Source organism: Halobacterium salinarum DSM 3754 (genome assembly GCF_008124605.1).
Lineage (GTDB): Archaea > Halobacteriota > Halobacteria > Halobacteriales > Halobacteriaceae > Halobacterium > Halobacterium salinarum.
In genome coordinates this window covers 1-12,171 of sequence record NZ_VRYN01000018.1, presented here as the reverse complement: position 1 = coordinate 12,171, position 12,171 = coordinate 1, and the positions used below count along the sequence as shown (strand labels likewise).

Sequence of the window (12,171 nt, the reverse complement as noted above, 5' to 3'; positions counted from 1 at the left end):
CCGTGCACCAAGTGCACGACTTTCTAAGCTAGTAACTCTCTATAACAGTCAGAAACTCTATCATAGTGTGTGAAGACTTCTATGACACCCTCTGAACTAGAGAACTACTACGAGTCTGAGATTCATCACGGGCGGCTGTACCCCAATCTCGATACACTCGTTGACAAGGGATTGGTTGAGAAAGGCGAGATCGACCAGCGCACAAACTCCTACGCGCTGACTCGGCGTGGCCGCCGCGAGCTCACTGCTCGCCGCGAGTGGGAACACCAATACGTCACCCTCGACGAGTAGCTGTCTTCACAGGTTCGTCCGAGTTGCAAACGCTGGGGTGTCATCTGTCTGGCCGACAGCAACGCTAACCGGAGAGTGAAAGCCTAATCGAGACCATCGTCAGCCTCCTCCAGAAACAGATACCCTCTGCTGATTCTCACTCCAAACGAGGGGTGGGGTAGCGAAAAATACCGGAGCAATCTGAATATCACGCCCATTCCTATATTATCTCATCCGGAGTGTTAGCGGATAAGAACCCGCTCTACATTTCGCAAGCGGGGGGTGTAGATTCAACTGAAGGATCCGAACACTTGGCAAGCTCAAAAATATATCGTGCGGAGTAAGCGGAACTACCGTTAGGTGAGGTCAGCGACCTCAGTGCTAACCGTCTACTCGGGGATTCCGAAGTAGAGCTTGTCCGTGCTCGTTGCGACCTCTTTCACCGCTATCTCTTCGGTGATGAACGTCTGCAGTTCGTCCGTGGTCATCGACTTTGCCTTCCCCATCTCCGAAGGGCGGTTCCGCCTGACGATGCCGAGAAGTTGCTCTCGGTCACTGGTGATGACCACGAATCCGCTGCCGACGATGACACCGTAGATGTCCTTACTCCGACGGTCACGGGTTACATCGGTGCCACGGTTGTCAGCGAGGCCGTGCAGTCGCTCTCTCACGTAGCTTTCACTGTAGTCTGTTGCAGCCGCTACGATTTCGGCTGTCAGAAACTCCCCCTTCTTGTCTTGCAGTAGTTCGTGGACCTGTTCGTCGACTTCCCGCTCGAGTATTGCACTCATCTGTTGTGTTGAGTGCAGCCTGATTTGTCAGACGGACGGCTGCGTCACCGTCTGGACCAGTTTGGCGTAGACAGAACATATATCACGAGAGAGCTAGAACACTCACTCGCAGGGAAGCCTGTCCGAACCAAAGGGCGGCCCAACCCCCAAATTGGTTCACCAATGCGGCCCCCGCCTTGTGTGGCAGCCGGGTCGGGAGCCGCACAGGGCAACCTTACTCCGAGTCGTGAGACAGTTAGCGTCCCGTGTAACTCTCTTTTGTCCTTGTCAACTAGTCACGGCCTATAGATACTAAACTGTGCGTCTGTATCAACACATACGTCTGCAATAGTAACGATGAAGTGATGTCACTATAACGTAAATTGTAGGCTATGAGTGATTCATCGGAGTCCGGAAATTCACGTTATAGCGGCATCCTCACGCCGAAAGACAAGGAGAATATTCAGACTATCAACTGGGGTAACCAGGATAGCGCGGATCGGGACGCTCGACACCGGGTGAGACAGCGGGTTTTAGAGGGGCTCAACGATTTGAAATTGCTTAACAACTATCTCCACCGTGAGGATAGAACGCAGATCTTTGACGAGTTCTTGAGAGGGGATGGAGCCTATCACGCATACGCTTTCGTCTACTTGGGGATTCTGGATACCTTTCCGGAACGAGACGCTGACGAGCAGCTTGATGTCTTGGAGGATGTTCTTCAGCGGAGCATCGAGATCGGCGACGCCCAGCGAGGATTGGTCTCCGATGTATCGATAGATGTGGATATCTCTCGTCGCAACACCGACCCCCAATCTGTTCTAGATACTATCTTTGAAGGCCACGGGACTCTATCCCATCTGAGTTATCTTATGCAGCAGGGTGAGGACATCCATCTGCTCGAGCGAGTCCTTGACTCCGGAGAAACAGTAGTGTTAGACGCTGGGGATGACACTATGTCCATTACACCTGAAGAGGCTCAACAGATACTTGACGAAATGGAATGACCGGAGTGATATCCAGCTTAGGGGAGTTCTTCTAAGACACGAGCGCCAAGGCGAAAATAACCATCCGGACCACTAGAATTGAGGCTCGAGACACAAGACCGTCAACAACGATACTCAGATACGATATTTTCCAATAACTTTGATTCTCCTAATCCGTGGTCCTGCACTCCAGACAATAACTCATGTGTTAGATTCGACGGCTCGCCTTCGGGCTGTGGCGGCTGACGTCTCGATACACTCGTGTGTGCGGTACCTGCCCGTTCGTGTGTTGCGGAAATCTGTCCGACGTAGCTTTTTATGCCCGGGGTGGCAAAGGCTACGCAACCAAGGTAGGCTAACCGCACGACGTGCCCTAGTCGTCGGGGATGCCTCTGGCTGGTGAAATAATTGGTTTCACCGCCGAGGATGGCTAGTCCTCGACGGCAAGAGAACCCTTGTACCACTTGGTTCTCGTGGGCCCATGACCTAATAGCTTTCGCCCTCAGCCGTGGCTCTGCGACTCTCTTGGCCGAGAGTCACCAGCGGCTATCCTCGAAGGTAGATGGTCTTGGGTACGACGACCTCCCTGGGAGTCGTCAGCACACAACTTCTCGGACACCCCCGTCATGTCCGGAGACCATCCGCGCTGGCTCGTTGGCTGCTCGACCTGCGAGGAGCTCTGGCTCACCGCCGCCACCCGCGACACCACGACCTGCCCCCGCTGCAGGAGTACCTATCGGACCCAGACGCTCCGGAAGTTCGCTGAGGATACGGACCGCGACGTGCTCATCGAGAAGCGCACCCAGATTCTCGCGAGCCGGAGCGGCCCACGCGCTCGCGAGCAGTACCGTACCACCGTCGACGACGCCCTCGCCACCCACGACTCCCTCGATGACGCCGCCCGCTCATCACTCATCGACGAGGAGGTGGTTCTCCGTCATCTCGGCGCCGACGATACCGCCGACCTGCTGTACAATACCCGGGAATCGACGACAGCCCCGGATTCTGCCGCCGAGGACCCTGATTCTGGGCACGCAAACCCCACCCTCGACCCGCTTGGAGTCGCCCTTCCCGTAGCTGGCGATCCGGGAATTTCGCGCATTCCGCCTGAACGGGACGGCCAGACGGATCTCTCGACGACGGTCGTCTATCGTGGGTTGCAGCCCCAGTTGCGGCGCTGGATTCCCAGCCTCCTCGAGGACCTCCTTCCGACACTCACGGCCGCCGTCGCCCAGTGGACCATCGACCAGGACACCGTTGCCCTCGACGAGCGGGACACCGAAGCCATCGCGACGGCACTCCTCGATACGCTTGAGATCGACCCTGGGACCGTTGAGATCGATGGTGACCGCCAGGCGCCCGTCGAGGTCCGCGCGTGGGTCCGTGATCTCGTGGCGTTCACTGTCCGTGCCGTCGACGACGATGGCGTCGCCGTTGATGACGCTCCAAACTCGCTGACGCGAATCGGCACGGGTCGTGGGTTGGTCAACGCTGGCCGGGCAGCGCTCCGGGCTGGCCCGGCCGCACTCCTTGAGTCCCTCGAGGTGGCGCCACAGGTCGCTGCGACGCTCAACGAGGGCGAATGGGTTGGGACACGGCAGGAGACGCGGACCCGCTCACTGGACGCGCTGGACACCCTCTCGGAGGCCCTGGACATCCAGTTGGTGTTCTCGACACCGCGCATGGAGACACTCCTCCTCGAGGACCACACGGACTGGACGAGGCGGCATCTCAGTCTTACCGACATCACCGAGACCTCCCACCCGGCTGCACCCGACACAGCTGGCGATGCGGACGCCGCACTCGCGCGCCAGGCCTGGGACATCCTCCGCGAACGCGAATGGTCGGGGACGGGCTACACGCGCATCCTCGGCAATCTCTCGGCGTCTGGCGCGACTCGCGGTGACCTCGCTGCCGACGACGACGTCGGCCTCTCCGAGGGCAGCATCTACGCCTACGTTGAGGACCTCGCTGAGGCTGGGTTCGTCACCCTCGACGACACCACACGCCCCAGTATAGTCCAACTAACCGCGCTTGGGGCGTCTATCGCCGACTACGTCGACACTGAGGGGGCCGTCCAGAATCCCGCGCAGGCGAGTCTTACTCAGTCCCCCAACCGCGATACAAGAGAGTGTACTCCCCAACCCGACCAAGAGCTACCCCGGGACGCCCCCCGGCCGGGCGACGACCGCGTCTCTGGTACCGAGTCGTTCCTCGCGGCGACCGGTGACGCCAAGGAAGACGGCTACACACGGTTCCTCGGCCGGTACAACGGTGGAACCGCGCCTCGAGAGATTGAGCCGGCGACGCTCCACCACCAGCTGGGGGCTGGCCGCTGTACGGAGGGTATTTCGGTCGTAGAGGACGCGAACCTCCAGGACTTCGAGGATAGCCGTGTTTCGTATTTGTCTGGGGGGCCGTCGTTCGACGACGATGTGTCGGTGGTCCTGGAGTGGGGGAATCCGCTGGGAACGTTGGCACGTCTTGTTGGAACCTTACTCGGCGGGCGGGCGTGGAGTAAGATTCTGCGCCGGAGTCGCCTCGGAAGCAATCTCGAGAATCTATGGGCGGGTGCCGATCAGTTTGATGCTGCGCTGGCGGACGTCGCGACGTTCGGCGCACAACTGGGGTGGATGAGTTCGCGTGAGGAAGACGACTATCTGTCGTACCGGGAGCGGCTTGAAGATGTTCGGTGTTCGCTGCTCGAGGAGGTGGGGCGGTTCGACGAGCTTGATCACGAGCAGCGGTCGGCATTATTGTCGAAGCTGATTGGGCTGGCGACGACGGCGACGACGCTATATCACGCTGCTGGCTACGAGTTGACGGTGCATCTGCGGGTGCCGGACGCCGCCCAGTTGCGTCGCGATGACGGCCGATACGGCCGCTTCCTCGGGTTCTTCCGGTCGGTGGTGGCGAAGCAAGGCGTTTACCGGGGGCCGGATGGTGTGCATTCGATTTATCGGATGCAGCGTGAGCAGCGCGCGGAGAAGCTCAAACGGCGGCTGGGCTACGAGATTGACCCAGGAGAGCCGGAGGCGGAGTTGACGTGTTCGTGGGTGGTGGCCGTCGACGAGGCCGGTGACGAGGTTGTCGACGAAATCGAGGCCGCGCTGCGTGCTGAAGACCATCGGGTTCGGGACCGCATCCAGGAGGGCAGTGAGGACGCAGCGGTGATGGACGTGCCAGTGGCCCTGGCGAACGGTGCGGCGACGACGCGGCGGATTGTGGCGGCGTTCGCGATGAAGAAAGGGTTCGGCGCCGGGGCACGCCAGGATCTGGACCGGCTCGTGACTGTGGTTCACGCCGCGCTGGGGACACAGGAGCGTGGGCCGTCGCCGTTCGACGTGGCGGCGGTGATGCAGGCGTTAGAATCGAAGGATGACCCAGCGGATGAACTGGATGTCAGCGCGCTGGCGAGGGGTATCGCGACGTTGCCGGCGAACCGGCTGCTGCCGTCGCTGTTCGACGATGGTGAGCGGCCGAAGCTGGCGCTCCAGAAGATGCTCCGGGCACTCCTTGGGAGCCACGGAGCGGTGAGTCGCGAAGATCTTGTAGCGGTATCCTCGAAGAATTCGGTTGACCGGTATCTGCAGCGGTTGCGGGCGCTGGACATCGTCGAGCGGGTAGGCCCAGGGGAGTACCGAGCGTATTTGGAGCCGTGGTGGGTGCCGGAGAACGGCCAGAGTGAGCCGTATCGTGAGGAATACGATGGAGAGATTGCGGCAACCGGCCTGGGGACAGGGCGGTGGGATGAGGTGTTGCTCGGTGCCGCCCGTGAACTTGGCGAGGACACGGCGAGTGAGGCGTCTATTGCGGCGTTTTCAGCACCAGTAGTGTTTGAGGAGGTGGTGGAGGCTCATCCGATTTTACAGCAGTACGAACACCTCCTCCGAGTGTACGTTGATGGCGTCACTGAGGATGAACCGTCGTCGACGGTCGCGAGAATTGGGTCACCACCGCCGGGTGCGGGCCCAGCGCAGCAGACGCTGACAGCGGGGGTGTCAGGTGATTAACTCGGTTGGGGGACGCGAGTAAGACTTCACGTCCTCCGGGACCGCTGCTGGTCACTGTTCGTTCCACACCTAGACGGTGATCCGGTTGTTCTCACGTCGTCTGTCTCAGAGTGCTGTTTTGGATTTCACAAATGGATTGTCGATGACACGGACGCCGAGTAATCGGGTGGGAGCGTGGGACTCTGACCGTCACTATTGGTTGATGATGCGCCGGATTCGGATGAGCTTCGGGCGGCGATGTACACCATATTTGGCAGGCTGTGAGCACTGAACAACCGACGCTCCTATTGCGTAACTTGCAGGTGCAGATGTGTCTCGCTTCCACCGAGGGCGGCTTCTCGATTTCGTACGAGTAGCGTCGCCGCGGACAGCATGACGGATACCGGGAGGCGTCGGTCGAGATTGGGGACCTTCAGACGGAAGTCCTTCTTTATATGTAAGTTGTACAAGCTGGATTTTTGCCCTCCCACGGAGGGTAGAGGATTCCAGTAATGAATTCAGTTCGAGGGAGCGCTAAGATTGATAGACAGCACAGGTTTATCTGTGAAAGCGAAGCAAAAACAACCACTTCTCATGTCTAAGCGAGCAACTCGAAATCTTCGCCGCATTCGAGAGCGGATCTCCGAGAGCACGGAGCTCTGTTCTGCGGATCGAGAGACACTCCAGACTCTGGATGCACGCCTCAAAAACATCCGCGACCAGTCCGGGGAAATCGGTCTGAGTCGTCATCTCACGGTTCTCCGAGCCGCCCTTTTAATCGCGTGCGGGACGCAACGATTGACTGATTCGCTCTCCGAGTCCACTGGCGCTGACGCAGTCGACGAGATAACAGCCTGGGTCTCCTCGAAATCACTGGCCGGCACGTCGAAGGACTCCTACTACAATGCGTTTCGAAAGTTTGCGTCGGTGATGCTCGACATCGACGACGCAGATGACCTCCCAGAGCGGTTTGCGGCGCTCAAAACGAGTCACGCGACGAACAGTCCGACGCCCTCGGCCTCAGATATTCTACGCTGGTCAGACGTGACCCCGCTGATTGAGGCGCGTGAAGAATACAACTATCGGGACCCGGCGATTTTAGCGGTCCAGTGGTCGTCGGGTGGCCGCCCTGAGAGCGAGCTCTGGAATCTCACGTGGGGGGACGTCGAAGATCGTGGTGACCACGTCCTTCTTTCAATTCCCGAGGATACGAAGACCGGCGCGCGCGACGTCTATCTCTACGTTGGTGCGCCGTATCTCCGTCGTTGGAAAGAGCACCACCCGGCTCACGATGAGGGTGGGCTCACGGACAGCACGCTGGTTTGGACGAAGATCACCCAGAACGAATCGATTAGCTACACGCAGTACGGGTATCCCTTCTACGAGGCGCGTGATGCCGTAGACATTACGAAGCCGTGCAACCCACGGAATTTCCGGCGGTCGCGAGCAAGTGTTCTGGCGTCGAGGACGGAGATCAATCAGGTCGACTTAGAGAATCATTTCGGGTGGCAGCGCGGCTCGGACGCCGCCGCTCACTACATTTCGGCGTTCGCCGGAGAGACGGGAAAGCATATCGCAGCGGCGGACGGTCATCCGGTCGACGAGTCCGATAGTAGAGCCGAGATTGCCCCGGTCAAGTGCCTCGAGTGCGGTGAATACACGCCCCGGCATCGTAAGACGTGTCTGTGGTGTCCAGCGCCGGTTGAGGCGAGCATCGATGAACAGGACACGCTTCGCCACGTCTCTGAAATCGATGCCGACCGCAACCTGCTCGAACTCGTAATGGACGAGGAGGTGAACGCCGACGATCTCCGCGCCGTCAAGAAACTCGAGCCTGTCCTTCGGTCGGAACCGGAGACACTTCTCGACCGGACAGACGAACTCATCCAGATGACTGAGGGCTACAAGAACGCGTCCGCCTGACTGTACGACTCGCGGAGTCTGACGTAGGGCTACGCTCTTCAGTAGGAGATTGTTGATACAGTGGCGGTAGCGAGAGCCAACCAGGGAACCGCTGATCTAAGCGCCTGTTACGCACATTCCCATCGTTTATGTGTTACCGTGGAACTGCAAGACTCCGCACCATCAACAATGTGCTACACATGAGCGCCGGGTTATATTGGCGGAATATTCGGGTGAGAGCGTCTGAGGGCCTCCTTAGGTGGCGGTAAAACAAGACAGAGAATATTCTGGTGTGGGGTGCTGTGAGTGGGTTTTTGACCACCGGTGGGAGTGGAGTGTAATTTAATAGATAGTTAAGATTGTAGAGTATTTCGAGTGGTAGCGGCGTTCAGAGACGCGAATTCGGTGTGCGAGCTTTGTGATACTGATATAGAAGGTACACGCGCTCGTCCACCACGATAGCACGATTCCAGTCGAATCCCCCGGCGCATGGACGCCGGGCGGACTCGTGCTGCCAGACCGATGACAGCAAGCCAGACTACCCGGGTCAGGAGTGATAACTCTGTCTCTCAGAGCCCCACTCCGGAAACCGACCCACGAACACACCAAGTCGTACACCGTCCATCCCAGCGCAATACAGCGATCAGCAGCGCCAACACCGACAGCACAACCAGCCACCTCGGTGAACTAGTGACGGAGGCACGTGCGTGGCGGCGGGACAGCGGTGGCGAGTCCCGACGCGACGAGGGCTCTTCCTCGAGACTGCGCCCGCGACGTCGACCGACACCACCACTAACGGGGGCGAGTTGAGTGGCGGCGCCGACTGAGGAGACGTCGTCGCTCGCCATTCCGATGGCGCCTGCGGGGGCGTTTGATGCGATTGCGAACAGTCGTCGGCGGCGCGTCGTGTTGTCGCTGTCACGCTCGACTGGGGACGTTCCCGTCGACGACCTGGCGGTCGAAATCGCGGCCATCGAAAACGAACTCGACCCCAGCAAGGTCGGCAGTAACGAGCGGGCATCCGTCTACATTTCGCTGACCCAACAACATCTCGACACGCTCGATGGAGTCGGCGCGGTCGACTATGATGACCGCTCGAAGACGGTGACCGCGACGGACGCGACGGAACCGCTCGCCGAGTACATCCGCCGGCTCCAGACGGCCTGCTACAAACCCGACTCGGAGGACGCGACATGACAGACCCGCAAGCCCACGCCCTCGCAGTGCTGCGAGACGTCGACGCCCGCCTCCATGGACTGTTTGAGGCGGTCGAGAACACCGATGAGACAGCAGCCACGCCAGCCCCAGGCCCGCTCGGTGTACTGCGGCGTGCACGCTCGCAGATCGACGCTGCGCGCTTTGCACAGCACTGTCGAGCAGACGACGAGTCACTCCGCGGCGATGGGTCGTGTATCCTCCAGTGGACGCCACGTAGGACGCCACCACGACGGCTCGTTCTCGAGCCCGACAGCGATGGTGACAGCTGGACGCGGCGTGAACTTGAGTGGACCGGCGCCGGTTGGCGCACCTGTCGTCGCGACACCATCCGGGATGTTGCGATCAGTGCCCCCGCGGGGCCACGCTATCCAGCCCCCGTGGATCCGCCGACACTCGATGCGCTCCTCGCCTTGATTCGCGGCACCTGGACGAATCCGGACCCAGACGTCCTCGTTTTCGATACGGCCGGGACGACTGAACAGGGAGTCCTCGTGGCTGTTGAGGACGAACTGCGGTATCGGGCCGCTGATAGCCACCAGTGGTACACCATCACCAACGAGGAAGAACTCTCTCATCATCTCCAGCAACAGGGCCAGCCGGTCGTCCAATCGCTCTCAGAGACATCGCTGAGGCGCCAGCACTTCACGCCGAGCCCACTCACCAATGACAGGGAATGACTCCCCACTCTCGGCTGGGTACGCCGACCACCTCCGCTCGCTGACGGAGACAATCGAGGCACTCCGTGGTACGCTCGAGGCCGACCACACGTTGTCGACTGACCAGCGACTGTTCGCCCAGCGGCTGCTGTACTTAGCGAACGAGCCGATCTCCGAGGCCGTCCGCCTGCTCCCCGAGCCAGACCACGACGATGCTGCGGCGGATGACCAGGCCGTGGATTCCCCGGTCGAGTACGCGGCAGCAGTCACGCGTATCGAACAGCAGCTGTCGTGGCTCATCCGCTCACTCCGAGCTGGAGAGCCGGCAGCCCACCACTACGACGAAGCACCCACTGAGAAGTTCACAACAGCCCTGGAGTACGCGACAGCGCTGCGGGACATCCTTCCAGAGGTCCCGGACGACAGTCCGGTGCTGACCGATCTGGAGGGCGTCAGCGTCGACGAGGCCGACCCGCACGTTGGGGGTCGTGGCGATAGTGATGGGCGGTGGCTTGAGTACCAACTCCAGCGAGCGCTCGAACGCTGGGGATACGGAGCGAGGAGACGCCAGCACCTCTTCAGTCTCGAGGTCGACGTCGTCGCCAGACGACGAGACAAGCGCCAGGAGCCAAGCGACTGGATCGTTGGGCAGTGCAAAGACTGGACGGACGATCCGATTACGCCGGCGGCGCTGTTCCGGCTGTGTACGGTGGCGTTTGCCTGTCGGGCGATGCCAGTGCTCTGTCACACGACTGAACTGACGCCTCGAACGGAGAAGCTCGCGCGTGAATTCGAAGTCCGGGTGCTCACACTCAAAGACTTGGAGTGCGCGGAATTGCCTGCGCCGCAGGTTGCCAGGCCCATAGTAGAACTCGGTGAATGGCAGCCCCAGTACCGGGCTCGCGATGATCGAGGGTCGTTCCCGTTGCTGTTTCGGAGCGAGCCCGGGAAACGGTTCAGCTACGTCCCCGGATTCACTCCGGTCGGAAAAGACGCCGACTACGAACCCATCGAGGACGACACCGACGATGACACCCATCCCGCTGCTGACCACTAACCCCGAAATAGGGGATTTGAATCGTCTCCCCGGTTAGAATCGGGGTTTTGCTCGAGAGCCTCCTCTTTGTTTATGGAATCGGCGTTATCGGCTGCGCTCTCAGCGTTCAGGAATGCTCTGGATGGCTATTGAGACCCCCGGACCGATACGCTTCCAGAGACCGCCCGAGAAGACAGCGCTGGGAAAATGATAATGACAGGTCGTCCCTGGTAGTATTGTAGATGCCAGTTCCCGTCGATGAGCTCACGGATGATGAGTCTTTCCCGGTTACGCCGGACACCAACGAGTACGAAGCACTCGATTTTCTCGTCAGGCACCACGAATACGGGTTTTCCCCACGCGAGATTGCAGACCGGACTGACATCAACGAGTCCAGCGTAGCGAAGACGATGAGGCGCCTCGACGAGAAGGACCTCGTCGAGCGGTCAGACGGAATCTACTACGTTGACCCAGTTCGGGTTGAGACACTCACGGCACGGCTCAAGTCTGTTGACGCCGTTGTGAGACTCTTCGAGGCGACGCCTGACGACGATGCCTACGCCGAGGCCGGCTGGGAGGAACAAGTCCCGACTATCGATTCAACGGGGGGTTCTGATACCAGCTCATTCGATTAACCAACAGACAGCCCGGTTCCCACCTATTCTGTTGGTTAAGATTCTGCACCTGCTCAGAGCGGGAAATACATCCTGACCACCGGCTGAACTCTAAACACCTGACAAATCGGCCGCTGACACGCTCTCTGTGGGTTGTTCTTGTGTCTTAGGTAGGTTAGGTTCGTTTTTCACGGATGCCGTTGCGACCCCGGGTGACCGTTTCACAGTTGGGGCAGGCGCGTGGGCTCGTCACGTCGTCGGGGGTGAACACGCGAACGTAGACGTCGGTGACGTGGCTGCCACAGTTCTGGCACTTGGGCATATACCGCTCACTTGACGCCGCTGATATAGGTTTTCTGTGGCGCTGGACCCGTACTTGGGGTTTGCTGTCTCGATAGCCGCCGTGATTGTCCAAGCGACCCCCTCATCGTGTGAATGGTGGTTCATCAACCGACCGAACCCGAACCGATTCTACACGATCATGAGTGGCGCTGTGGGGTTTTCGACCAGGCCAACACACCCCGCCTCGCCCTGGTTTGCGTGAGACGCTACTCCGTGATTGGGTTCTCCAAGGTAGTCGGACGAGTCGCAAACTGGGGGCTGAACTTGCTTCTCGGATATCGAGTTATTTTTAGTGTGTGTAACACGACGGTGCAAATATGGCTACGTGTACTGAATGCGATGCTGACCTCCCGCTTGATACCGAAGTTGTCTGTGATCATTTCGA

General features: G+C 59.6%; 9 protein-coding genes and 1 pseudogene. 8 read left to right on the top strand and 2 right to left on the bottom strand.

The window, feature by feature from the left end; translation table 11 throughout:
* Window positions 1-93: 93 nt before the first annotated feature.
* Window positions 94-291 (top strand): annotated as a pseudogene (locus APQ99_RS11980) (helix-turn-helix transcriptional regulator); the annotation flags it as partial.
* Between the two features lie 368 nt (window positions 292-659).
* Here APQ99_RS11980 and APQ99_RS11975 read toward each other — a convergent pair.
* Entirely contained in the window at window positions 660-1,061 is a 402-nt protein-coding gene (locus APQ99_RS11975) for a hypothetical protein (protein WP_010890478.1), read from the bottom strand.
* A 371-nt stretch (window positions 1,062-1,432) separates the two neighbouring features.
* Between APQ99_RS11975 and APQ99_RS11970 the strand changes: the two genes are divergently transcribed.
* The 7 genes from APQ99_RS11970 (at window position 1,433) to APQ99_RS11940 (ending at window position 11,465) form a co-directional block, all read left to right on the top strand.
* Entirely contained in the window at window positions 1,433-2,047 is a 615-nt protein-coding gene (locus APQ99_RS11970) for a hypothetical protein (protein ID WP_010890477.1), read from the top strand.
* A 605-nt stretch (window positions 2,048-2,652) separates the two neighbouring features.
* A complete protein-coding gene (locus APQ99_RS11965; RefSeq protein WP_010890476.1) occupies window positions 2,653-6,039 on the top strand; it encodes a DUF5817 domain-containing protein in 3,387 nt (1,128 codons plus the stop codon).
* A gap of 777 nt (window positions 6,040-6,816) precedes the next feature.
* The gene (locus tag APQ99_RS11960; RefSeq protein WP_227970955.1) at window positions 6,817-7,941 is read left to right on the top strand and encodes a site-specific integrase; all 1,125 of its coding nucleotides are present in this window, start codon (window positions 6,817-6,819) and stop codon (window positions 7,939-7,941) included.
* Window positions 7,942-8,772: 831 nt separating this feature from the next.
* Window positions 8,773-9,117, top strand: coding sequence for a DUF7344 domain-containing protein (locus APQ99_RS11955; protein ID WP_136361769.1), 345 nt, complete (start codon window positions 8,773-8,775; stop codon window positions 9,115-9,117).
* On the top strand, window positions 9,114-9,815 hold the full coding sequence (locus APQ99_RS11950) for a hypothetical protein (RefSeq protein WP_136361745.1): 702 nt from the start codon (window positions 9,114-9,116) through the stop codon (window positions 9,813-9,815). The genes APQ99_RS11955 and APQ99_RS11950 overlap by 4 nt, the downstream gene beginning before the upstream one ends.
* Window positions 9,802-10,851 carry a hypothetical protein gene (locus tag APQ99_RS12765; protein WP_136361744.1) on the top strand — a complete coding sequence of 350 codons (1,050 nt, stop codon included), beginning with the start codon at window positions 9,802-9,804 and terminating at the stop codon, window positions 10,849-10,851. The genes APQ99_RS11950 and APQ99_RS12765 overlap by 14 nt, the downstream gene beginning before the upstream one ends.
* Window positions 10,852-11,072: 221 nt before the next feature.
* On the top strand, window positions 11,073-11,465 hold the full coding sequence (locus tag APQ99_RS11940; protein ID WP_136361743.1) for a MarR family transcriptional regulator: 393 nt from the start codon (window positions 11,073-11,075) through the stop codon (window positions 11,463-11,465).
* Window positions 11,466-11,619: 154 nt separating this feature from the next.
* Here the strand turns inward: APQ99_RS11940 and APQ99_RS12700 are convergent, their stop codons facing one another.
* The gene (locus APQ99_RS12700; protein ID WP_168731201.1) at window positions 11,620-11,766 is read right to left on the bottom strand and encodes a DUF7563 family protein; all 147 of its coding nucleotides are present in this window, start codon (window positions 11,764-11,766) and stop codon (window positions 11,620-11,622) included.
* Window positions 11,767-12,171: the final 405 nt, after the last annotated feature.

What these genes read in the sequence shown, in the direction of transcription:
- APQ99_RS11975 (WP_010890478.1), bottom strand. Translation starts at nt 1,061, where the DNA reads ATGAGTGCAATACTCGAGCGGGAAGTCGACGAACAGGTCCACGAACTA.
- APQ99_RS11970 (WP_010890477.1), top strand. Translation starts at nt 1,433, where the DNA reads ATGAGTGATTCATCGGAGTCCGGAAATTCACGTTATAGCGGCATCCTC.
- APQ99_RS11965 (WP_010890476.1), top strand. Translation starts at nt 2,653, where the DNA reads ATGTCCGGAGACCATCCGCGCTGGCTCGTTGGCTGCTCGACCTGCGAG.
- APQ99_RS11955 (WP_136361769.1), top strand. Translation starts at nt 8,773, where the DNA reads ATGGCGCCTGCGGGGGCGTTTGATGCGATTGCGAACAGTCGTCGGCGG.
- APQ99_RS11950 (WP_136361745.1), top strand. Translation starts at nt 9,114, where the DNA reads ATGACAGACCCGCAAGCCCACGCCCTCGCAGTGCTGCGAGACGTCGAC.
- APQ99_RS12765 (WP_136361744.1), top strand. Translation starts at nt 9,802, where the DNA reads ATGACAGGGAATGACTCCCCACTCTCGGCTGGGTACGCCGACCACCTC.
- APQ99_RS11940 (WP_136361743.1), top strand. Translation starts at nt 11,073, where the DNA reads ATGCCAGTTCCCGTCGATGAGCTCACGGATGATGAGTCTTTCCCGGTT.
- APQ99_RS12700 (WP_168731201.1), bottom strand. Translation starts at nt 11,766, where the DNA reads ATGCCCAAGTGCCAGAACTGTGGCAGCCACGTCACCGACGTCTACGTT.